This is a genomic window from uncultured Polaribacter sp. (genome assembly GCF_947500975.1).
GTDB lineage: Bacteria > Bacteroidota > Bacteroidia > Flavobacteriales > Flavobacteriaceae > Polaribacter.
Genome location: NZ_CANMUE010000004.1, coordinates 59,522 through 79,925, shown reverse-complemented (window position 1 = coordinate 79,925; position 20,404 = coordinate 59,522). Strand labels below are relative to the sequence as shown.

At 27.4% G+C, this 20,404-nt stretch carries 27 protein-coding genes; 6 read left to right on the top strand and 21 right to left on the bottom strand.

Going from position 1 to position 20,404, the window contains the following annotated elements; genetic code table 11:
- Nucleotides 1–5: 5 nt before the first annotated feature.
- From Q0733_RS05840 to Q0733_RS05805, 8 genes are all read right to left on the bottom strand, one after another.
- A complete protein-coding gene (locus Q0733_RS05840) occupies nucleotides 6–272 on the bottom strand; it encodes a DUF3781 domain-containing protein (RefSeq protein ID WP_298780092.1) in 267 nt (88 codons plus the stop codon).
- A 2-nt stretch (nucleotides 273–274) separates the two neighbouring features.
- Nucleotides 275–643: an MmcQ/YjbR family DNA-binding protein gene (locus tag Q0733_RS05835; protein ID WP_298780091.1), complete on the bottom strand. Its 369-nt coding sequence runs from the start codon at nucleotides 641–643 to the stop codon at nucleotides 275–277.
- Between the two features lie 103 nt (nucleotides 644–746).
- A complete protein-coding gene (locus tag Q0733_RS05830; protein WP_298780089.1) occupies nucleotides 747–1,100 on the bottom strand; it encodes a DUF4260 domain-containing protein in 354 nt (117 codons plus the stop codon).
- 7 nt (nucleotides 1,101–1,107) lie between these two features.
- Nucleotides 1,108–1,857, bottom strand: a complete 750-nt coding sequence (locus Q0733_RS05825) for a cyclase family protein (RefSeq protein ID WP_298780088.1) — start codon at nucleotides 1,855–1,857, stop codon at nucleotides 1,108–1,110.
- A 7-nt stretch (nucleotides 1,858–1,864) separates the two neighbouring features.
- A complete protein-coding gene (hemW, locus tag Q0733_RS05820; RefSeq protein WP_298780086.1) occupies nucleotides 1,865–2,998 on the bottom strand; it encodes a radical SAM family heme chaperone HemW in 1,134 nt (377 codons plus the stop codon).
- On the bottom strand, nucleotides 2,995–3,549 hold the full coding sequence (gene ruvC / locus Q0733_RS05815) for a crossover junction endodeoxyribonuclease RuvC (RefSeq protein WP_298780085.1): 555 nt from the start codon (nucleotides 3,547–3,549) through the stop codon (nucleotides 2,995–2,997). The genes hemW and ruvC overlap by 4 nt, the downstream gene beginning before the upstream one ends.
- 161 nt (nucleotides 3,550–3,710) lie before the next feature.
- The gene (gene mnmD / locus Q0733_RS05810; RefSeq protein ID WP_298780082.1) at nucleotides 3,711–4,373 is read right to left on the bottom strand and encodes a tRNA (5-methylaminomethyl-2-thiouridine)(34)-methyltransferase MnmD; all 663 of its coding nucleotides are present in this window, start codon (nucleotides 4,371–4,373) and stop codon (nucleotides 3,711–3,713) included.
- Between the two features lie 72 nt (nucleotides 4,374–4,445).
- Complete coding sequence (locus Q0733_RS05805) at nucleotides 4,446–4,952, bottom strand: DUF4920 domain-containing protein (RefSeq protein WP_298780081.1); 507 nt, start codon at nucleotides 4,950–4,952, stop codon at nucleotides 4,446–4,448.
- A gap of 122 nt (nucleotides 4,953–5,074) precedes the next feature.
- Here Q0733_RS05805 and Q0733_RS05800 point away from each other — a divergent pair, with 122 nt between their 5' ends.
- The gene (locus Q0733_RS05800) at nucleotides 5,075–6,130 is read left to right on the top strand and encodes a branched-chain amino acid aminotransferase (RefSeq protein WP_298780080.1); all 1,056 of its coding nucleotides are present in this window, start codon (nucleotides 5,075–5,077) and stop codon (nucleotides 6,128–6,130) included.
- Nucleotides 6,131–6,210: 80 nt separating this feature from the next.
- A complete protein-coding gene (locus Q0733_RS05795; protein WP_298780078.1) occupies nucleotides 6,211–7,158 on the top strand; it encodes an MBL fold metallo-hydrolase in 948 nt (315 codons plus the stop codon).
- A gap of 82 nt (nucleotides 7,159–7,240) precedes the next feature.
- On the opposite strand, the gene Q0733_RS05790 is transcribed toward Q0733_RS05795, so the two are convergent.
- The 3 genes from Q0733_RS05790 to Q0733_RS05780 all read right to left on the bottom strand — a co-directional run bounded on the left by Q0733_RS05790 (nucleotide 7,241) and on the right by Q0733_RS05780 (nucleotide 9,056).
- Nucleotides 7,241–7,762, bottom strand: a complete 522-nt coding sequence (locus Q0733_RS05790; RefSeq protein ID WP_298780076.1) for a hypothetical protein — start codon at nucleotides 7,760–7,762, stop codon at nucleotides 7,241–7,243.
- A gap of 124 nt (nucleotides 7,763–7,886) precedes the next feature.
- On the bottom strand, nucleotides 7,887–8,417 hold the full coding sequence (locus Q0733_RS05785) for a hypothetical protein (protein WP_298780075.1): 531 nt from the start codon (nucleotides 8,415–8,417) through the stop codon (nucleotides 7,887–7,889).
- Between the two features lie 258 nt (nucleotides 8,418–8,675).
- Complete coding sequence (locus Q0733_RS05780; RefSeq protein ID WP_298780073.1) at nucleotides 8,676–9,056, bottom strand: hypothetical protein; 381 nt, start codon at nucleotides 9,054–9,056, stop codon at nucleotides 8,676–8,678.
- A 437-nt stretch (nucleotides 9,057–9,493) separates the two neighbouring features.
- On the opposite strand from Q0733_RS05780, the gene Q0733_RS05775 reads away from it, so the two are divergent.
- Complete coding sequence (locus tag Q0733_RS05775; RefSeq protein WP_298780072.1) at nucleotides 9,494–10,177, top strand: hypothetical protein; 684 nt, start codon at nucleotides 9,494–9,496, stop codon at nucleotides 10,175–10,177.
- Nucleotides 10,178–10,365: 188 nt separating this feature from the next.
- Here Q0733_RS05775 and Q0733_RS05770 read toward each other — a convergent pair whose 3' ends face one another.
- From Q0733_RS05770 to Q0733_RS05755, 4 genes are all read right to left on the bottom strand, one after another.
- A complete protein-coding gene (locus tag Q0733_RS05770) occupies nucleotides 10,366–10,749 on the bottom strand; it encodes a hypothetical protein (RefSeq protein WP_298780071.1) in 384 nt (127 codons plus the stop codon).
- A gap of 771 nt (nucleotides 10,750–11,520) precedes the next feature.
- A complete protein-coding gene (locus tag Q0733_RS05765) occupies nucleotides 11,521–12,225 on the bottom strand; it encodes a hypothetical protein (protein WP_298780070.1) in 705 nt (234 codons plus the stop codon).
- A gap of 236 nt (nucleotides 12,226–12,461) precedes the next feature.
- Nucleotides 12,462–12,875: a hypothetical protein gene (locus Q0733_RS05760; RefSeq protein WP_298780066.1), complete on the bottom strand. Its 414-nt coding sequence runs from the start codon at nucleotides 12,873–12,875 to the stop codon at nucleotides 12,462–12,464.
- Nucleotides 12,876–12,984: 109 nt separating this feature from the next.
- Complete coding sequence (locus Q0733_RS05755) at nucleotides 12,985–13,371, bottom strand: nucleoside triphosphate pyrophosphohydrolase family protein (RefSeq protein WP_298780063.1); 387 nt, start codon at nucleotides 13,369–13,371, stop codon at nucleotides 12,985–12,987.
- Between the two features lie 138 nt (nucleotides 13,372–13,509).
- Here Q0733_RS05755 and Q0733_RS05750 point away from each other — a divergent pair, with 138 nt between their 5' ends.
- The gene (locus Q0733_RS05750; protein ID WP_298780060.1) at nucleotides 13,510–13,716 is read left to right on the top strand and encodes a hypothetical protein; all 207 of its coding nucleotides are present in this window, start codon (nucleotides 13,510–13,512) and stop codon (nucleotides 13,714–13,716) included.
- On the opposite strand, the gene Q0733_RS05745 is transcribed toward Q0733_RS05750, so the two are convergent.
- Entirely contained in the window at nucleotides 13,713–14,270 is a 558-nt protein-coding gene (locus Q0733_RS05745) for a DNA-3-methyladenine glycosylase I (protein ID WP_298780058.1), read from the bottom strand. The genes Q0733_RS05750 and Q0733_RS05745 overlap by 4 nt on opposite strands.
- 98 nt (nucleotides 14,271–14,368) lie before the next feature.
- On the opposite strand from Q0733_RS05745, the gene Q0733_RS05740 reads away from it, so the two are divergent.
- Nucleotides 14,369–14,803, top strand: coding sequence for a DUF6146 family protein (locus Q0733_RS05740; RefSeq protein ID WP_298780056.1), 435 nt, complete (start codon nucleotides 14,369–14,371; stop codon nucleotides 14,801–14,803).
- Here the strand turns inward: Q0733_RS05740 and Q0733_RS05735 are convergent.
- Nucleotides 14,800–15,288 carry a dihydrofolate reductase gene (locus tag Q0733_RS05735; protein WP_298780054.1) on the bottom strand — a complete coding sequence of 163 codons (489 nt, stop codon included), beginning with the start codon at nucleotides 15,286–15,288 and terminating at the stop codon, nucleotides 14,800–14,802. The two genes, Q0733_RS05740 and Q0733_RS05735, sit on opposite strands and share 4 nt — an antisense overlap.
- A 303-nt stretch (nucleotides 15,289–15,591) precedes the next feature.
- Here Q0733_RS05735 and Q0733_RS05730 point away from each other — a divergent pair, with 303 nt between their 5' ends.
- Nucleotides 15,592–15,888, top strand: a complete 297-nt coding sequence (locus Q0733_RS05730; RefSeq protein WP_298780052.1) for an isoamylase early set domain-containing protein — start codon at nucleotides 15,592–15,594, stop codon at nucleotides 15,886–15,888.
- A 59-nt stretch (nucleotides 15,889–15,947) separates the two neighbouring features.
- On the opposite strand, the gene Q0733_RS05725 is transcribed toward Q0733_RS05730, so the two are convergent.
- From Q0733_RS05725 to Q0733_RS05710, 4 genes are all read right to left on the bottom strand, one after another.
- Nucleotides 15,948–16,772 carry a thymidylate synthase gene (locus Q0733_RS05725; protein ID WP_298780050.1) on the bottom strand — a complete coding sequence of 275 codons (825 nt, stop codon included), beginning with the start codon at nucleotides 16,770–16,772 and terminating at the stop codon, nucleotides 15,948–15,950.
- A 93-nt stretch (nucleotides 16,773–16,865) separates the two neighbouring features.
- Nucleotides 16,866–18,614 carry a nucleoside transporter C-terminal domain-containing protein gene (locus Q0733_RS05720; RefSeq protein ID WP_298780048.1) on the bottom strand — a complete coding sequence of 583 codons (1,749 nt, stop codon included), beginning with the start codon at nucleotides 18,612–18,614 and terminating at the stop codon, nucleotides 16,866–16,868.
- Between the two features lie 11 nt (nucleotides 18,615–18,625).
- Nucleotides 18,626–19,237 (bottom strand): bifunctional nuclease family protein, encoded by a 612-nt coding sequence (locus tag Q0733_RS05715; protein WP_298780046.1) that lies wholly within the window; start codon nucleotides 19,235–19,237, stop codon nucleotides 18,626–18,628.
- Nucleotides 19,238–19,408: 171 nt separating this feature from the next.
- On the bottom strand, nucleotides 19,409–20,365 hold the full coding sequence (locus Q0733_RS05710; RefSeq protein WP_298780045.1) for an electron transfer flavoprotein subunit alpha/FixB family protein: 957 nt from the start codon (nucleotides 20,363–20,365) through the stop codon (nucleotides 19,409–19,411).
- Between the last annotated feature and the right edge of the window lie 39 nt (nucleotides 20,366–20,404).

Sequence of the window (20,404 nt, the reverse complement as noted above, 5' to 3'; positions counted from 1 at the left end):
AAAATTTAAATAGAATTTATAGTTTTATCAACAGTAATAATTCTAAAAGTAGTTGAATTTACTGTAATTCTTACTTGATGCTTTTTGTTTAAAATATAAAAATTTTTACCCTTTTTTATATAATTTATTAAAGGTGTCTCAATCAATAAAGTTTTAATAAATGTTTCTATTGCAATTTTAGAATAATTTAATTTTAGCTTTCTATTGATTCTTTGATAAACCAATTCTGTAAAACAATGGTTTTTTATAATTTTAGGTTTATCAATAATCATTATTACATACTTTTTAGTTCAGCTTGTAATTTTTTGGTTAAACCACTTACAACTAAATCATAAGAATGATTGATAAGTTCACGAACTAAATCATCAGAAACATCAGCCGAATTTATGATTACTGTGTTCCAATGTTTTTTATTCATATGAAAACCAGGATAAATACCTTCATACTCTTCTCTAAGTTCTTCGGCCTTTTCTGGATTACATTTTAAGTTGACTTTCTCTTCTCCTTTTTCCCAATTATTTAAACCTGTAAGCGCAAACATCTTATTCATTACTTTAAAAACTAAAGTAACATCATCAAAAGGAAAATGTTCTGTAACCCCCTTTTTTGAAATGCAAAATTCTCTTAATTGTTCTACGTTCATATTAATATTTTAAGGTACTGAAGCAATTGTGCTATTGATATATTAAATTTAATACTATTACAAATCCAACAAAATAAACAGCTTTTTTTATTTTCCTATAAATTTATTTATTTCCAACCTTTCCTAAATGAGTATTATTAAAACTATCAAAATATTTTAATCCATATCCAAAAACTCTATCAAAAGAGGCATGACCAAAAAGAACAATTCCAACTAGTTGAAGTGTTTGATCTTGAAGGTAAAAACCTACTAACCAGAATACAATTGCAATCCCTTTATGATGTAGGATATTATAACATAATGCACCCGTTTTTGTATTTATCAAGTATCCTAAAAAACTGACATCTGGTAATAAGAATAAGGCTAAATACCACCACCAATCAAAACTTAATTGATTAAAAAAAATCAAAGACAAGATAAACATCATTAACTCTTCAACTTTTAGAGTATTTTTCATAATGAAACTATTTTATAATTTTATACAAAATAGGTTTACTAGGTGTTGCATCATTTTCGAAAGGAGCAATCATTAAATTTAATAAATACTCACCATCTTCAACCGAATTTGGTACATAAATAAACTCCGTAATTGTAGCATCCATCCTTAATTTACCAGAAGTATTCCAAAATGCATTATGAGATAATAATTTCCCTTCATCTCTCTCTTTATCAACAGAAGGTAAATCTATTAATAAATGTTTAATGCCTTTTTCTCGTAAATAAATTGCAGCTTCTTCCAATAAATATGGTGGGTTTGTATTTGAATATTGCATAGACTTCTTGTCTTTTAAATTGGGTAATGTTCTAATTACAATAGCGTCTCTTTTTTTATTTCTTAAAGCCGTTTTTAATTGTTTTTCTGAAATAAAAAAATCTTCCCCATCACTTTCTGGAACAACAGTTACTACTTCTGCTAAGTGAATAAAATATTTTAAATTCTTATTTACAGAGTGTACTTTTTCTGTAATATGCCCAACACATTCCGTGTGTGTAATATGAGAATGTGGGTTAAAGTGAATATTGTTAAAATTAACAACTGCACCTTCTGTAACCTTTACAATTTCTCCATTAATTTCTTCTGGAAAAATTTTCGGATCATCTACATACCAGGCATTTACATTTTTTTTCGACACATCTATTGGAATCGATATATCTATAGGTTCAGATATATTTACTTCTATTTTTCTTGAGTTGTATTCTATAATTGCTTTCAAAATACTTTTAATTTAAGTTCAGCATAAAAAGGTCTGATGCAATTCCATCAGATAAAAACTTACCTTTTTGGGTGGTTTTTAAAATTTGGTTTTCAAGATACAATAAATCTTGTTCAATATATTTTTTTGATTGATTTTCTATGTAATCAACAAATTTAGTTCCAAAATCGTTATTAATTTTTTCTAATGAAACTCCCCAAATTGTGCGTAAACCAGTCATAATATACTCATTATATCTATCTTTTATTGATAAAGTTTCTCTTTCTATTGGTAATTTATTTTCCTGAATTTTTTTGATGTATTTTGTATTATTTCTCACATTCCAACTACGTTGGTTTCCATCAAAAGAATGTGCAGAAGGGCCAATACCTAAATATGATTTCCCTAACCAATAAGATGAATTGTTTCTACTAAAAAAGCCTTCTTTACCAAAATTTGAAGTTTCATAATGAACAAAATCATTTTTTTCTAATACTTCAATTAAAATATTGAATTGCTCTTGTGCTTTTTCATCATCAACATTTTTAATAATTCCTTTTTTGATAAGACTTTCCAATGGTGTTTTTTCTTCAACAGTTAAGGCATAACTAGAAATATGAGAGACTCCAAAATCCAAAACATTTTGTATGTTTTCTTTCCATTCTTCATTGGTGCAATCAGGAATTCCATAGATTAAATCTACAGAGATATTATCAAAATGACTAATTGCTAAAGTTAAGCAATTCTTAGCTTCATCAGAATTGTGTGCTCTATTCATCAATTTTAAATCTTTCTCAAAAAAAGATTGAACACCAATACTTAATCTATTTATAGGTGATTTTGAAAGAGCTATAATTTTTTCTTCTGATAAATCATCTGGATTTGCCTCTAAGGTAATTTCTGGATTTTCTACAACTATATGGTTTTCATAAACGGCATTAATTAATAATTGAATTTCATTGGTTGATAAAACACTGGGGGTTCCTCCTCCAAAATAAATAGTTTCAATGATATCGTTTTGCAATTCATCTTTTCTAATTTCTATTTCAGAAATTAAAGCAGGAATCATCTGATCTTTCTTTTTTAGAGAAGTAGAAAAATGAAAATCGCAATAAAAACATGCCTGTTTACAAAATGGAATATGAATGTAAATTCCACTCATTTTTTAATTCTTTTTTCGTTTTGTTTAACAAAACTTGCCCAACCAGAATAGTTTTTTCCACCAACAACTCTACCTGAATTGTAAAAATGGCAAACAGCTGCTGCTAATCCATCAGTGGCATCTAAGTTTTTTGGCAATGTTTTTAAATTCAATAAAGATTTTAACATCAATGCAACTTGTTCTTTACTAGCACTTCCGTTACCAGTAATTGCCATTTTAATCTTTTTTGGCAAGTATTCTGTAATTGGTATTTCTCTAGATAAACCTGCAGCCATAGCTACTCCTTGAGCTCTACCCAACTTTAACATAGATTGTACATTTTTACCAAAAAAAGGTGCTTCGATAGCTATTTCATCAGGGTTGTAAGTATCAATTAACTCAATTGTGCGTTCAAAAATGAGTTTTAATTTTAAATAATGATCGTCATATTTTTGTAATAACAACTCATTCATTTGAATAAATTCCATCTTTTTACCTACAACTCTTATCAAACCAAAACCCATAATTGTTGTTCCTGGATCGATGCCTAAAATAATTTTTTCTGTAGCCAAATTACAGTTAGATTTACTTGTTAAAAAAAAGCTTTTAAAATATCCTCTGCTTTAAACAAAATAAATAAAACTAGTGCCAACAATAATATCAAAAAAAGTCCTTTTTTAGGTTTTGATTTTTTTTGTTTACCAAATTTTCTTTTGAATTCCATTTTTATATCTTATATATTTCTCACTTTAATTGCTCTTAGCATTTCTCTTTTTCCAGGAGGACCTGGCAAACGCTCTACTTTAAAACCAACTGCTTGCATTGCTCTTCTAACGCTACCTTTAGCAGAATAAGTAACAAGAATTCCGTCTGTTTTTAAAGCAGTATACATTTTAGCAAAAATTTCTTCTGTCCATAATTGAGGTTGAACTCTAGCACCAAAAGCATCAAAATAAATTAAATGAAAAGCATCTTTATCATTAATATCTTCAAAAAATTGTTTTCTTTTTTCAAGTGAAAAATCATCTGTAATTTGATGTTTTTCATCCCAAGAAACATCATGCATTTTATTAAAAATAGCTGTATCTTTTTTAGCTTCTAATACAGATACAAAATTCATTTTCTCAATTTCTTCAGGAGTAACAGGATACGCTTCTACTCCAACGTAATTAATTGCCTTTTTACTTTCTAAATAGGTAATAAAACAATTTAAACCTGTACCAAAACCAATCTCTAATATCGACACTTCATTAGACGAAACTAATTTTAATCCGCTATCAATAAAAACATGATATGTTTCATTAATTGAACCATTTTTTGAATGATATTGCTCATCTAAATCTGGTAGATGTATGGTTGTAGAACCATCGGAAGTAATTAATATTTCGCGTTTCATAATGTAACTTTTATAATAAATTAGATTTCTTAATCGCTTAAAAAAAGCTCATTTCGAAATGACAAAAAAAAATTATTTCTTCATTAAAACACCATTTGCTTCAAAAGCAAATTCTTTTTTTGGTGCTGTAATTTTTGCTATTTCTTCTTTGGTTTTCCCTGCATCTTCAGCATAATGCTGTAACTCTTCTACAGAAGTTTCTTTTACAAATGCCTTACCAGCAACAATAACCTCTTTACCATTAGCATCTAAAGGCATAAAAAAACCATAGTCTTTAAAACGAACCATTGTTTCTGTAGTTTCATTTAAAGGTAATTTCATCCAACAACCTTTTTTAGAACACACTTCTTTTATGCTTGATGCAAATTTAACGTCTATAGTATCTCCAATTTTCATTGAATTATATTGAACTAACATACCTTTAGTAGACAATGCTTTTTCTTCTGTTATTTTATCACCAAAAGAAGCATAAGTTGTAAACTTAGATGTAGTTTCTTTAGTAACTATTTCTTTTTTCTCTGATTTACAAGCGGTAGTTACTAAGATTGCTAACAGGCAAAATTTTATAATAATTTTCATAACTTAATAATGTTTAATCTTTGATAACAAATGTAAGCAATTAATACAGAAAACTAGAAATCATCTAAGCTTTCAGATAAATAATTTGTGTACATTTGTTATATAAACTAAATCAATAAAAAATGAAATCTTCTATAGAAATTCAACTAGTAGAAAAATCTAAAATAGATTCGGTAGATTTTAATAATTTACCTTTTGGGAGTGTGTATTCTGATCATATGTTTGAAATTGATTTTAAAGATGGTAAATGGCAAACACCAAAAATTAAACCATATTCGCCAATTTCTTTAGATCCATCAGCAAAGATTTTTCATTACGGACAATCTATTTTTGAAGGAATGAAAGCATATAAAGACACAAATGGTAAAATAATGCTTTTTAGACCTTTAGACAACTGTAAACGTTTAAATAAATCTGCAGAACGTTTGGTAATTCCGCAAATTCCTGAAGACATTTTCATGGATGGTTTAAAGAAATTATTAGAGGTTGACAGCAATTGGATTCCTACAAATGAAGGAAGTTCTTTATACATAAGACCTTTTATGTTTGCAACAGGTAATGGCTTTCATGCATCACCTGCAGATGCTTATAAGTTGATTATTTGTTCTGCTCCTTCTGGTGCTTATTTTGCCGGAAAAGTAAAAGTTTTAATTGAAGAAAAGTTTGCTCGGGCTGCAAATGGCGGTGTTGGTTTTGCAAAAGCTGGAGGTAATTATGCTGCTCAGTTTTACCCAACTCAATTGGCTGTAGAAAAAGGGTATAATCAAGTTATTTGGACGGATGATAATACACATCAATTTATTGAAGAAGCAGGTGCAATGAATATTTTTATCAGAATTAATGATACTTTAATTACGAGCCCAACAAGCGATAGAATTTTAGACGGAATAACGCGTAAAAGTATTTTACAAATTGCAGAAGACAACAATATTAAAACCGAAGTTAGAAAAATTTCTGTTGGTGAAGTTGTTGAAGCTGCTAAAGACGGAAGTTTAAAAGAAATGTTTGGAGCAGGAACTGCAGCGGTAATTTCACCAATTTCTGGTTTTGGATATCAGGAAAATGATTATGATTTACCAGAATTAGAAAACCCTTTTGCAACTAAACTAAAGAAAATAATCACAGACATACAAACCAATAAAATTGAAGATCCTTATGGATGGAGAGTTATGATTTAAAATTTTATAGGCATAAAGTTAATAAAAGCATCAACAAAATGTTGATGCTTTTTTGTACATTTAAAAACCAAATTTGACTTATGAAAAGTATTTTAATTGTTCTCTTAACTTCTATCTCTTTACTGTCTTGCAATTCTAAAATAAAACCCCAAAAAGAGGCTATTAATCATCAACAATACTTAACAATTTTAGGAACAGCACAAGATGGAGGTTACCCTCATATTGGTTGTAAAAAAGAATGTTGTGCTAATTTTTATAACGGAACAAACAAGAAAAAAAGTGTTGTAGCTTTGGGTTTGATTGATAGAGAAAATAAACAAAAATGGTTATTTGAAGCTACACCGGACATGCATACTCAATTAGCCGAATTAGAAAATAATCATCTAAAAAAATCAGAAATTATAGATGGTGTCTTTTTAACACACGCACATATTGGGCATTACACTGGCTTAATGTATTTTGGTAGAGAAGCACTTGGCAAACAAAACACAAAAGTATTTGCAATGCCAAAAATGAAAGATTTTTTAATTAAAAATGGTCCTTGGAGTCAATTAATAGGTTTAAAAAACATTGCTTTAAAAGACTTAAAAAACGATTCTACCATGATTATGAATAACAAATTAAAGGTTACTCCTTTTTTAGTTCCTCATAGAGATGAATTTTCTGAAACTGTAGGTTATAAAATATCGGGAACTAAAAAAACAGCCTTATTTATTCCTGATATCGATAAATGGCACAAGTGGAAACACAACATTATTGAAGAAGTTAAAAAAGTTGATTATGCTTTTTTAGATGCTACTTTTTTAAATCAAAACGAAGTAAAAAGAGCGATGTCTGAAGTACCTCATCCTTTTATTGAAGAAACCACAAACTTGTTTAAAAACGAAACTTTAGCAACCAAAAACAAAGTGATTTTTATTCATTTTAATCATACAAATCCTGTTTTACAAGAAAATAGCAAAGAACGAAAAGAAATTGAAAAAATGGGCTTCAAATTTGCAAATGAAGGCGCAAATTATGAGTTGTAGCTGGTAATTAAATTTATTTCCTTACTATAAAAAAACTAACATTGCGGGTATATTTTTTATTACTTGGTTAAAAATTTAGTAATTAGTTACCCGTCCTTTTTTCTACCCTATAAAACCCTTTTCCTCCACCTCTATAAGTATTAATTGACAATATCAATTCGTCTGAACATTCAATACATTTAAATTTATTGAACACTAAATCATCCAACCAACTATTTTCTTTTTCAAATTGTTTTACAACATCAGCTAAACTATCTCTATTTTCTTCTAAATATTTAATCTTTCCTTTTTTAACCCAATTATTAAATAACAACACATACATTTCATAATCAACAGGAGATAAACATTCTTGTTCTTTTGGTAAGGAACATTTACATTTATTTTGGGTAAATTTTTCTACCTCTCCATTGGACCATAGAACATAATAACTCCATCGATCATTTGGTCTTCTATATGTTTCTATAACATGTTTATTTTTATCGTCTATACTTAAATCAATTTTTCCAAGATGAGTTTTGGCTTTTTTCAAAACCACTCCGTCTGAAAAAATTAATTGATAAAAAAACAGACTGTCTTTAAATTTTACTGTCAAATTTTCGCTCATATATTTTCAATTACTGGTATCCTGTTTGTGGTAGGGAAATTTGAATTTAAAGTTAACTGCTATTTTACGCAGAAAATAGAAGCTTACAAAAACGGAACTAACTTTTATTTATCATCAGTCTGTTTTAATTATTGTTAATATTCAGGATTGTATTTTCTTTATCTATTATTTCTAAAAATTTATAGATTCCATTTTTTTGAAATTCACCACATTCATTCGCAATTAGAATCACTTTATTCAAAAAACTTTTAGTGAAATATTTATTAATTAAGTACTCTTTTTTTACTGACAAAAAAACTCCTTTTAATTCTTTGATGTGATTTTTACCGGAAGTAACAAATCTGAAAGTAATTTGACTAATGGCTTCATATGCAACGTCTATTTTTTCATTCATTATCATTTCGGTTAAAATATCTAATTTAATATCAGTAAATAATATTTTATCAAGCCAAATATTGTTAGCCAAAAGAGACTTAAAATTATCTGATTTATTTTGATAAGTTTTTTTGATATAATTCCAATCTTCTAATGTCATATTTTCAACAATATCTAGATAAATATCATATCCAGCCCATTCTGCCCAATCCATAGAATCAAGTCCTTCTTTCTCGTATTTTTCTAATTTAGTATAGTAGTACTTTACAACTTGGCTCATAATTATTTAATAACATTTTTACATATGATGGCTATGTGTTCAAATAACTAATTTAGTAAATAATTACAGAACAAGAAAGTATGAGAAAACTTTTGCACTTTGGTAAGAAGTTAGCAAAAAATTGTAATTTTGTCCGCGAGGATTTTCCGAAGAAAAATAAAAGTGTGCAAAAAAGCAACTAACTTTTGTAAAGCACTAAATTAGTAATTTTGTATACAAGATATTAGCAAAAGTTATTATTCAACCATTTTTATTAATTTATCCCTTTCCTTTTTCCTTTTCTTTGATGCAACCCAAAAAGGTATTGAAATTCCACCATAAACTGCTCCACTCGCAACCATAATTCCTCCAAAAACATCTGTTAAACCATTTTTTTTTACTCAAAAGCACTCCTCCGCCAAGAACCATTCCAGAAACAGAAATTGTAGTCATTACAATTCCGACAGTTTTGTTCGTTCTTCTTTTTCGTTCAAGTTTTAGAATCTTGTTTAAATCATTTTGAATATTGGTGTTTTCAAGATTTAAGTTTTCAGTTTTTATTTCTAATGAATTCAGTTTGGCTATTTCTTTTTTAGATAAGGTTTGTGATACTCCATTTAAAAATGAAAAAAGTAAAAATATTATAGTAATTTTTTTCATAATATTCAGTTTTTAATTTTTACAACGTTATTGTATAAGATTAACTGCTTATTTTAAGCAATAAAGTAAGCAAATAAAACACAGATAGAAAATCTTCAAAGACTTTCGTAAATAAGTAATGAGTTTAAACGGCGTTGGTCTTTCGTTATTGTTTTTCAGCTTTTAATCTTTAAATACCGCTTTCCTTGTTAAACTACGCGTTTGTTGTTTGAAGTTTTAGGTATAATAAATTCTGTTGCTTTTTTGAGAAGAAGAAGTTTATTTTCTAAGTGATTTAGTACACAAATAAGAAAAACATTTAAAAAAAGTGCATTAACCCCTTTGAAATTCAGTGTTTTACATAAGTACAGATCTACACTTAGCATTTAGTTTTGCAAAGACAAAGGAGCATACCGAAAATCCTGAAAAAAGAGTAGGCAAAATTAAATTATTAAGTTATGAATATATTACAATTAAAAAAACGATTGGCATTTGTAGTGATGTTTGGTTTTTTATTAACATTTACTATCAATGCAAAAGCTAATGTTGTTTCTAGTGTGGACTGTTTTGAAAATTCAATTATACCGGCAGAACTAAATGATACTGAAACAATTTATTACCCTATTGAATATTATGATTTTAAAAATGGTAAATGGAAAAGATTCTGGAGAGATGTTTTAGAAGGTATCTTAACAGAAATACTGACACCAATAGCACCACCAAATGATAATGACAATGATTTTTCTAGAGAAGATTTAAAAGCAATTCAATCATTTGCAAAAGAAAAAATTGGCAGTAAAGAAGAGGCTTTAGAACTTTATTACAAAATGGAGATGTTAATTCTTTCTGAAAATCAATATATAAAGGAAAATGAGTTGTTAGAGGTTTTTAAGAAGGACAATAGTATGAGGGACTTATTAAACAAAATATTTAACAAAAAAAACAAAACAACATCTAGTAATAAGGTTAATTTCAAGAATAGAAATTTAAAAACAACAACAAAAGCTGATACCAAACTTAGTGAAAAAGCCATAAAATTTAAAGGCAACAGAGGAGATATTATTATTGACAAAAATCAGCCTAAAAATATCGGTAGATTAATAGGCAGAATTATAGGTAAAATAATAAAACACTTTATATAAAAGATAGATAGTAAACTGTTTAAGTAATTAGTAATCTAAAATAGAAATAGAATACTTTATTTAAACAGTTTTTCTTGTTGCATTCTCAAATAATTACAATCTTTTCAATTTCGTATATCATTAAAATAAACTAATGATTTATCACTACCAAAAGTTTTATAATTCAGAATTTTATCTAACCCTTATTATTATTTTTGTTCTATTTCATTCCAATTATCAAATCCCATTTTCGTCAAAAAAGCTTTGGAATTATGAGTAATTTGAATAGCTTGTTTTAAATGTTTTCTGTAAGAATCTAATTTCCAAAATTCCATTGCGAGATTTAGATATATTTCTCTTGTTTTCTTATTCATTATTTTCACTCTATTTTGATTGAAAATAATGAAAGAAAATTTAATTTCACCTTCTGCAAAAACATAATCAGCTAATTTTATTTTTTCATCTATTTTCATTGAAGTAGTTAATGAAAGTATTATGTTTTCTTTCATTTGCTCATCAAAACGATACCAATCTTTTTTTATGATAGCAAAATCCTCTTCTTCTAGTTTTTTTGCAAGTTCAAAAGTTTCCATGCATACATCATTATATAAAAAATTAGGGTCTTTACATAAATTATAGAATTTGATAATTATCACTCCTTTTTTTTTAAGTATTACAACATGTTTGTGTTTGCTTTGTTGCGTTGATTTAGTGTAAAGTTAGCAAAAATTACTGAATAGAAAATCTGATAGGAATTACGTAAATTGGCTTAAAAAAAGCAATAAAACATAAACGTTGTTAGCTTTAATAGTTTATTATACAAAGGTTTATTCTTTTTTCAATTCAAAAATTATCTTAGCATTTAAGTGTTATGAGTTGTTTTTTTCAGCCTTATAAAGTCAATTAACGATATTATTATAAAAAATATAAAGAATAATATTCCTAATGGAATTGTGATAAACAAAAACCAAGGTATAACTCCCCAGAAACAATTAGATTCATTACAAGATTCATTAGTTATTAATTCAGTTATCATAGCCCCAACATATCCTATTATAAAAGGACTTAGAGCTATAACAATAATTAAAAGTATTCCAAATGGAAATTTTATAAAATCTTTTTTTCTCTTAAAATAAAACACTTTTATTTTTGTTAATCATTTTCAAATTATTTTTCAGAAAACTTACTCATCTTCTATTAAAGTCAACGTTCTGGATAAACCGTCGTTTTAATGCGGTTTATGTTTTGTTGTGTGTTTTAAGCACTAAAGTTAGCAAATAAATCACAGATAGAAAGTCCGTTAGGACTTTTGTAAGTGAGCTAAAAACCAGCAATTTTGTTTATACGGTGTTGCCTAACGTTTTTTATTTCATTTTCATTAGTCCTGTCGAATTTTCTTTTATAAAATCTACCATTTTCGACTGAAATATTTTCACATATTCCTTTTCGTAAAAATATTTTTCAATAGTTAATGTAGTTTCAAGTTCTTTGTAACCTTCTGCAAATGAATTCCATCTTTTGTCCCATTTTTGACTTTGGTCTTGGAATTGCTTATTTAATTCCTGAATAGTTTCAAATTTCCCATAAAATTCCGTTAAAACGTTATTATAATCTATTGTTAATTTTCCCATTTTAGCAGTTTTCAAAGCCTCAAGAGTTATTAAAGATAATTCAGGATTATTAAATAGAAATTGATAAACTCCTCCATTATTGGTTTGTGATTCAAAATTTACTAATGAAAAAAACATTCTTTGTTCTTTTGTCATTTTATTTAGAAACTCGGAATGAGATATTTCTCCTTTCCAAGGTTTATAAACATCATTACATAATGTTTGAGTCAGTTCAGTGTATTTATTTGGATAAGATTTCCATTCTTTCCCTGCATATTTTAATTCAATTTCCTTTAACCATTTCTTTTCAACAATTGGAAGATAATTAGTTGATTCATTTTCTGATTTGACTAAAACAAAATCTTTAGGTGCTTTTTCATAAGTTTCAGATTTATTACGAAACCAAAAAAAAGCAATTATTAAAAGAACGATAATTATTGAGGTTATTCCTATTTTCATTTTCGTGGTTAATGTTTGGCAACGTGTTTATATATGGTTTGTTGCGTGAATTTAGCAACTAATTTAGTAAATAATTACTGACAAAGAAAATCCGCGAGGATTTTCGCAAGTAAGCCAGAAGTGAGCAATAAATTATATATGTTGTTGTAGTGCGTTTTTATTTTCAGTTTATGTTTTAAATTATATTCTAAATAATTTCTTCTTGATTTTCTAATATATTCAAAGTTTCTATTTCTTTATAAACTTTGTTTTAGATAATTTCCCATATTCATTCTTCCGATAGAAAATATTTTTGTTTTTTCATTTATATAGTCAATTATCATAATTCCTTTTTGAATAATTTCAGTTTTTTCAAAATCTTCTCCGAAATTTACTGATTCTGTTTTTAAAATAATTTCATAAATTAATTCTAATATTTTTTCAGCGTGAGATTCGTGTAACTTGGAAATATGTTCGATTAATTCTGAATTTTCCATTTTTGCTATTCTCACTAATGATAGGTCAAATTCATTTTTCAGCGCTTCATTAATATCTCCAATTTCACTTTCAGCATTATTTGAATTTATTCCACTAATTTTCCCAATTAAACTATTTAAAAGTAAAAGTAACTTTTGAATTTCTCGTTTTATAAAATCTTTTTCAACTTCCATTTTTCATTTTTAAGAGCCAGTTGGTCAATGCACTACAACTTCGATATATACTGAACTTGTTTAAAGTTCTGATGTAAAAGATAAAACTTTTTATATTATTAATAACAATTTACTTCTCTAAAATTTTAGCAATATTAGGTTTAAAATAATTTGGCCCTTTTAAAACTTTACCGTCTTCTCTGTAAATTGGCTTGCCATCTTCACCAAGTTTACTCATATTGCTACGTTGAATTTCATTAAACACTTCTTCAATTTTATTTTGCATTCCGTGTTCAATAATTGTTCCGCATAAAATATATAGCATATCTCCTAAAGCATCTGCCACTTCAACTAAATCGTTATTTTGTGCAGCTTCTAAATATTCTTCATTTTCTTCTTTCATCAACTCAAAACGCAATTTTTTTCTATCATCAGAAATATTTACTGTTGGTTTGTCTTGAATATTTATTTTAAATGCTGTGTGAAATGCATGAACTGCGGCTATTTTATTTTTCATTGATTTTAATTTTACTATTTTAAAATGGAAATTAGATGTTTTTAATTTGTAATTTTGCGACTTACAATATATAGAAACTTTATGAAAACTTACACTTCATAAATTCTATTATTTAAAACTTTTAAAAGGATATTAACTATGTTTTTAGGCGCTTACTTTACTACTGGAAGAATTATTTTTATAATATTTTTTGTCTTAGCTTTTGGAACTTTAGTTGCAATGAGTTACAAAAAAGATATTAAAAACCATGATCGTTATTATAAAAACGCTGGTAAAAAAGTAGCAATTTATGGCGGATTAATTATTGCTATTTTTGTAGCAATCCGCTTTATATTTGGTAATTAACTAGGGTATTTAAAACAATCTGTAGTATGGTCGTTTACCATACCAACTGCTTGCATATAAGCGTATATTACCGTAGAACCTACAAATTTAAAACCTCTTTTCTTTAAATCTTTTGATATTATATCAGACAAAGGTGTTGTTGCAGGCACATCTTCTCTTTTATGAAATTTATTTATAATTGGTTTTTCATCTACATAACTCCAAATAAATTTTGAGAAGGAACCAAATTCTTCTTGTATATCCATAAATAATTTAGCATTAGTTATAGCACTTCTTATTTTTAGTTTATTTCTAATAATACCAGCGTCTTGCAATAAAGATTCATATTTACTTTCTGAATATTTTGCTATTTTTTGATAATCAAAACAATCAAATGCTTTTCTAAAATTTTCTCTTTTGTTTAAAATGGTAATCCAACTTAAGCCTGCTTGAAAAGTTTCTAAAACCAAAAATTCAAATAAAGTTTCATCATCATAAACTGGTTCTCCCCATTCATTATCATGATAATCTTGATATAATTTACTATCTGTAACCCAAAAACATCTGTGCTTCATTTTATTTATTTTAACGATGAATTTAATGTTAAAAGATGTAAAAAACAATGCTTTTTAAAATAATTTTTGCTACTTTACTTTTGATAAAACTTATGATTATGAAACTTTTAAAACCTATATCTTTTATTTTTATTCTTACAATACTTTTATACGCCTGTGCTTCATCACCCATAAACAATAAAACATCAATAAAAGAAAAACCCGTTGTAATTGCAAATGATAGTTTAGAATATGAAATTACCATTTTGGATATTGGTTTTAACACATATTTAAACTCTATAGCTCAACCAAGAAATTATTATTCTCAAAGCTATTTAGAAGCTAGAAATAGAGGCTGGGTAACAACTTGGAATATGAGAGCTCAAAATCCAAATCAATATAACCCAAATATTTATGAAAATGTTATTGATTACCAACAACATATTAATTATGGTTATGAAGTAAATTATTTATTGTTTAATTACTTTTTATTTGCTCAAAACAAATATCGAATGAATTTAGGCGGTGGTTTTACAAGGAATAGAATTAATTAAATCTTTTCAAACCTAACAAAACTATAATCGTATTTATTTTTTTCATCTGCTTTAAAATCTATTCTAGAAATTTCTTTCCAAATTTTTAAATCAATTTCAGGAAAAAAAACATCTGCATCAAACTCATGATGTACAATTGTTAAATCTATAGCATCTGCTAAGTTATTTTCAAGAGTTTGTTTATAAATTTGAGCCCCTCCAATTATATAAATTTCATCATCAGAACTTGCCATTTCAATAGCGTCTTTTATACTGTTGGCTATTAAACATCCATCTTTAAAATAATTATTGTTTCTAGTAATAATTATTGTAGTTCTATTTGGCAATGGTTTTCCAATAGATTCAAAAGTATTTCTACCCATTAATATGTGATGACCTGTAGTAACTTTTTTAAATCTTTTTAAATCTGCCGGTAAGTGCCAAATTAAATCGTTGTCTTTTCCTAATGCATAATTTTTAGCAATTGCTGCAATAACTGTAACCATATTCTTTCTTCATTTTTAACAAAAATAATGTAAAAAGTTATACAGATTTGACATTTTAGTACCTTTTAAAGAAAATAAAAGAAAACAACGAATACGTTTTCGGAGTAAAGCCACTGAAAATCAAACCAAAAGAAGTTATCTTTTTTTAATATAAGTGTAATTTTATAGTCATTTAATTTTGAATTACAAATATTTTTTTAATCAAATTATCAAAGCCATAATTCTTAATTATTCTTAAATTTTTATTATTCTTCATTAATATTTCTACTATATTTATACTGTAAAATTTGAAAATAAATTATTATGGCTATTAAAAAACAATTTTTGAAAAGTAAACCCGTTTGTAAAGTTACTTTTACTGTACCTGCTCAAGAAGCAAATGAAGTTGTAGTTGTTGGAAATTTTAATGAATGGGATGCAAAAGCAACTCCTTTAAAAAAATTAAAAAATGGATCTTTTAAAGGTTCTATTAATTTAGCCTCTGGAAATTCTTATGAATTCAGATACTTAGTTGATGGTTCTTATACTAATGAAACAGAAGCTGATAACTTTGCATGGAATGATTATGCTGGAGCTGAAAACAGTGTATTAAATTTATAAAACAAAAAAAGGTTTTCAAATTAGATTTGAAAACCTTTTTTTAACAAACTTTTTTTTTACTAAACTGCAACTTCTCCTTTAATATGAGGATGCGGATTGTAGTTTATTAATTCAAAATCTTCAAAAGTAAAATTTTCAATATTTTTTACTTCTGGATTTATTTTCATAGTTGGCAAAGGTCTTACATCTCTAGACAATTGTAATTCTAATTGTTCTACATGATTACTGTAGATATGTGCGTCTCCAAAAGTGTGAATAAAATCGCCAGCTTCATAGCCACAAACTTGTGCCATCATCATAGTAAACAATGCATAAGAAGCAATATTAAAAGGAACTCCTAAAAAAATATCTGCACTTCTTTGATACAATTGACAAGATAATTTTCCATCAGCAACATAAAATTGAAAAAATGCATGACAAGGAGGTAAAGCCGCTTTATTATTAGCAACATTTTCTGAAAAAGATACAGATGTATCTGGTAAAACTGAAGGATTCCATGCAGAAACTAACATTCTTCTAGAATTTGGATTATTTTTTAAAGTATCAATTACTTCTTTAATTTGATCCACCTCATCACTATTCCAATTACGCCATTGATGCCCATAAACAGGACCTAAATCTCCATTCTCATCTGCCCATGAATTCCAAATTTTCACACCATTATCTTGTAAATATTTAATATTTGTATCACCTTTTATAAACCAAAGTAATTCATAAATAATCGATTTTAAGTGTAACTTTTTTGTAGTTACCATTGGAAATCCTTTACTTAAATCGAAACGCATTTGATAGCCAAAAACACTTTTTGTTCCAGTTCCTGTTCGATCCCCTTTTTCATTACCGTTTTCTAAAACGTGTTTTACTAAATCGTGATATTGTTTCATTTTCTTCTATTTTTTTCCAATTTTAAAAATAAAAAAAGCTTTAACATTAATGCTAAAGCTTTAGGTATTTATATCAATAAGTTATTAACTATTTTATCCTATAATCATTCCTGCAATTGTTGCAGACATTAATGATGCAATTGTACCACCAATTAAAGCTTTCATTCCAAATTCTGATAACGTTTTTCTTTGACCAGGAGCTAAAGAGCCTATACCTCCAATTTGAATTCCTATTGAAGCAAAATTTGCAAAACCACATAACATATATGTTGCCATAATTATAGATTTATTAAATGTTAAATGAGTTGCACTTGCTACATTTTTTAATTCTGCTAATTGTATATAACCAACAAATTCACTTGCTGCTAATTTGATTCCTAGTAATTGCCCCATCAAAGTCATATCTGTTGAAGGAACACCAATTAACCACATTAAAGGTGCAAAAATATAACCTAAAAGAAATTCTATTGATAATTTATCATATGCTGTATTTTGCGCAATAATATCATTTAAAGAAGTAATATTTCCAATTAAATCTAAACCGCCATTTAACATTGCAATTACCGCTACAAAAACTAATAACATTGCTCCTACATTTACAGCTAACCTTAAACCTTCTGTGGTTCCATTAGCAATAGCGTCTAAAACATTTGATCCTATTTTTTCTTGAGAAACAGTTACATCGGTATTTACTTCTTCTGTTTGTGGATACAATATCTTAGAAATAACAATTGCACCAGGAGCTGCCATTACTGATGCAGCTAATAAATGTTTTGCAAATACAAGTTCTAATTCTTTATCTCCTCCTCCTAAAAATCCAATATAAGCTGCCAAAACTGCGCCAGCCACTGTAGCCATTCCACCAATCATTACTAATAGCATTTCAGACTTATTCATTTTTTCTAAATAAGCTTTAATTAACAATGGTGCTTCTGTTTGACCTAAGAAAATATTACCAGCTACAGATAAACTTTCCATACCAGAAATTCCTAAAAACTTAGACAAAACTATTGCTAATATTTTTACTATTTTTTGAATTATCCCTAAGTAAAACAATAATGATGTTAATGCAGAAAAGAAAATAATTGTTGGTAAAACTTGAAAAGCAAATATGTATCCAAAAGTATTCATATCTTCAATTAAACCACTAAATAAAAACATACTACCTGCTTTAGTGTATTCTAAAATTTGGATAAAAAGTTTTCCAACCAATTCAAATCCTTTTTGAATAAATGGCACTTTTAATACACCAATTGCAATAATTAATTGAAGTGACAATCCAATCCCTACCTTTTTCCAATCAATTGCTTTTCTATTTGAACTGAATAAAAATGCAATTATAATTAAAGAAATCATTCCTAAAAGCCCTCTCCATAAAGTGTTTAATGAGAAACCTTGACTTTGAATTATTGTATCATTTTTTATTTCTTTCTTTTCTACAACCTCATTTACAACCAAATTAACTTCGCTTTCAGGAATTATTATTGAAGCATATTCTTTTGATGAAAATGTATACATTTTATCATTCTCAGACAAAACTAAACTTGCATTATCAAAAGAAACTATATTATAATACCTAACAGTATCTTTTGGTTCTTTGTAGTTAAATATCAATAAATTATTCTGATGAATATAATTACCCGATGCATTTAAATTATTCTCAGATTTTAAAGAAATAGTAAAGTTACCGTCTTTTAAAGAAAAAACATCACTTGAGTCTGTTTCTTGAATAAGAGTTCCATCTATTTTTTTTATGGAAGAAATGCTCCAGTCTTGTTCTATTTCTTGAGAATAAGATATAAAAGAAATTACAGAGAGTAGAAGTATTAATAGTTTTTTCATGTGATTATTTTTTAAGAGCGTTTACTAATTTCATCTCTTATTTTTGCTGCTAATTCGTAATTTTCATTTACAACAGCAGTATTTAATTTATTGTGTAATTCTTTTAATGAAACTTCAGAAAAACTGTTTTCTTTTTCTGAAGTTAATTCGTCTAACTCTAAAGAATAATCACCAAAATCTTCATTTTTATCCAATGCCAATTCCTCTTCAACTTTTAAATATACTCCAGCTTTATCTAAAATATTTTCATAAGTATAAATTGGTGCATTAAAACGAATGGCAATTGCTATGGCATCAGAAGTTCTTGTGTCTATTACTTCTTTTACACCCTCTCTTACACAAACAAGACTCGAAAAAAAGACACCATCTACCAATTTATGAATAATAACTTCTTCTACTTTTATTAAAAAAGTATCAGAAAATGTTTTAAACAAATCGTGTGTAAGCGGTCTTGGAGGTCTAATCTCTTTTTCTAAAGCTATTGCTATAGATTGTGCTTCAAATGCTCCTATAATAATTGGTAAGGTTCTTGTACCTTTAATTTCACTTAAAACCAAAGCATAAGCTCCACTTTGGGTTTGGCTATAAGAAATACCTTTAATGGTTAGTTTTATTAAACTCATATATCTTTCTGCAAAATGTAAAAAAGCATCATAAATTACACTTTTTTAGTGGGCACAATTTAATAAAAATAATAGATTGATAACTTTTATTTTATCAGTTTTTATGAAAAGAAAAAACCTATAAGTAATTATACCAATAGGTTTTCTTTAAAAACTATGTTTGAACTTGAATTAAGCTTGTTTAAATGCTTTTAATTTTTCTATTAATTTGGGTACAACTTCAAAAGCATCACCAACAATACCATAATCTGCAGCCTTAAAAAACGGCGCTTCTGGATCAGTATTTATTACAACTTTTACTTTTGATGCATTGATACCAGCTAAGTGCTGTATTGCTCCAGAAATTCCAATAGCAATATATAAGTTAGATGCAACAGGTTTACCAGTTTGCCCAACATGTTCTCCATGAGGTCTCCATCCTAAATCAGAAACTGGTTTAGAACATGCAGTTGCCGCACCTAAAACTCCAGCTAATTCTTCAATCATTCCCCAATTTTCTGGTCCTTTCAAACCTCTTCCTGCAGAAACTACAACATCAGCATCAGCAATAGTTACTTGCCCCGTACTTCTTTCTAATTTTTCTGATGTTACTTTTGTCGCTTCAACCGTAGCATCAAAACTTTCTGTAGTTCCAGAAACAACGTTCTCATGAACTCCGTAAGAATTTTTAGCTACTCCAATTACTTTATTTTCTGTTGAAATTATTGTATTTGAGAAACCTTTATTAGAAAATGCTTTTCTTTTTACAGTAAAAGGACTTGTTGAACTTGGCAAAGCCACTACATTTGATGCATAACCAGCATTTAAAGCTACTGCCAAAATTGGTGCTGCATACAAAGTATCTATACTAGAGTCTAAAATTATTACTGTTGAATTTTGCGCATCTGCAACTTGTTTAATTACTGACGCATAACTATTTGCATTAAAAGTAACTAAAGAATCATTTGTTACAGAAACTACTTTTTCTGCTCCATACGTATACAATTCTTCTGTATTATCTGCATTTATGGTTACAACAACTACATTACTATTAAGTTGTTCTGCTACTTTTTTTCCATAAGAAACTACTTCAAAAGCACTTTTCTTAAATTTTCCGTCTGTTGAATCGGCAAAAACTAAAACTGACATATTTAATATTGTTTAATTGGTAAAATGTTTAATTTATGT

Excerpts from the sequence above, each read along its gene's own strand:
- Q0733_RS05800 (WP_298780080.1), top strand. The coding sequence starts at position 5,075 with ATGAAATCTTCTATAGAAATTCAACTAGTAGAAAAATCTAAAATAGAT.
- Q0733_RS05765 (WP_298780070.1), bottom strand. The coding sequence starts at position 12,225 with ATGAAAATAGGAATAACCTCAATAATTATCGTTCTTTTAATAATTGCT.
- Q0733_RS05840 (WP_298780092.1), bottom strand. The coding sequence starts at position 272 with ATGATTATTGATAAACCTAAAATTATAAAAAACCATTGTTTTACAGAA.
- hemW (WP_298780086.1), bottom strand. The coding sequence starts at position 2,998 with ATGAGTGGAATTTACATTCATATTCCATTTTGTAAACAGGCATGTTTT.
- Q0733_RS05735 (WP_298780054.1), bottom strand. The coding sequence starts at position 15,288 with ATGGTTACAGTTATTGCAGCAATTGCTAAAAATTATGCATTAGGAAAA.
- Q0733_RS05725 (WP_298780050.1), bottom strand. The coding sequence starts at position 16,772 with ATGAAACAATATCACGATTTAGTAAAACACGTTTTAGAAAACGGTAAT.
- Q0733_RS05710 (WP_298780045.1), bottom strand. The coding sequence starts at position 20,365 with ATGTCAGTTTTAGTTTTTGCCGATTCAACAGACGGAAAATTTAAGAAA.
- Q0733_RS05750 (WP_298780060.1), top strand. The coding sequence starts at position 13,510 with ATGTTTTTAGGCGCTTACTTTACTACTGGAAGAATTATTTTTATAATA.
- Q0733_RS05730 (WP_298780052.1), top strand. The coding sequence starts at position 15,592 with ATGGCTATTAAAAAACAATTTTTGAAAAGTAAACCCGTTTGTAAAGTT.
- Q0733_RS05795 (WP_298780078.1), top strand. The coding sequence starts at position 6,211 with ATGAAAAGTATTTTAATTGTTCTCTTAACTTCTATCTCTTTACTGTCT.
- Q0733_RS05720 (WP_298780048.1), bottom strand. The coding sequence starts at position 18,614 with ATGAAAAAACTATTAATACTTCTACTCTCTGTAATTTCTTTTATATCT.
- Q0733_RS05790 (WP_298780076.1), bottom strand. The coding sequence starts at position 7,762 with ATGAGCGAAAATTTGACAGTAAAATTTAAAGACAGTCTGTTTTTTTAT.
- Q0733_RS05805 (WP_298780081.1), bottom strand. The coding sequence starts at position 4,952 with ATGAAAATTATTATAAAATTTTGCCTGTTAGCAATCTTAGTAACTACC.
- Q0733_RS05780 (WP_298780073.1), bottom strand. The coding sequence starts at position 9,056 with ATGAAAAAAATTACTATAATATTTTTACTTTTTTCATTTTTAAATGGA.
- Q0733_RS05785 (WP_298780075.1), bottom strand. The coding sequence starts at position 8,417 with ATGAGCCAAGTTGTAAAGTACTACTATACTAAATTAGAAAAATACGAG.
- Q0733_RS05715 (WP_298780046.1), bottom strand. The coding sequence starts at position 19,237 with ATGAGTTTAATAAAACTAACCATTAAAGGTATTTCTTATAGCCAAACC.
- mnmD (WP_298780082.1), bottom strand. The coding sequence starts at position 4,373 with ATGAAACGCGAAATATTAATTACTTCCGATGGTTCTACAACCATACAT.
- Q0733_RS05740 (WP_298780056.1), top strand. The coding sequence starts at position 14,369 with ATGAAACTTTTAAAACCTATATCTTTTATTTTTATTCTTACAATACTT.
- Q0733_RS05745 (WP_298780058.1), bottom strand. The coding sequence starts at position 14,270 with ATGAAGCACAGATGTTTTTGGGTTACAGATAGTAAATTATATCAAGAT.
- Q0733_RS05835 (WP_298780091.1), bottom strand. The coding sequence starts at position 643 with ATGAACGTAGAACAATTAAGAGAATTTTGCATTTCAAAAAAGGGGGTT.
- Q0733_RS05755 (WP_298780063.1), bottom strand. The coding sequence starts at position 13,371 with ATGAAAAATAAAATAGCCGCAGTTCATGCATTTCACACAGCATTTAAA.
- Q0733_RS05770 (WP_298780071.1), bottom strand. The coding sequence starts at position 10,749 with ATGGAAACTTTTGAACTTGCAAAAAAACTAGAAGAAGAGGATTTTGCT.
- Q0733_RS05775 (WP_298780072.1), top strand. The coding sequence starts at position 9,494 with ATGAATATATTACAATTAAAAAAACGATTGGCATTTGTAGTGATGTTT.
- Q0733_RS05760 (WP_298780066.1), bottom strand. The coding sequence starts at position 12,875 with ATGGAAGTTGAAAAAGATTTTATAAAACGAGAAATTCAAAAGTTACTT.
- Q0733_RS05830 (WP_298780089.1), bottom strand. The coding sequence starts at position 1,100 with ATGAAAAATACTCTAAAAGTTGAAGAGTTAATGATGTTTATCTTGTCT.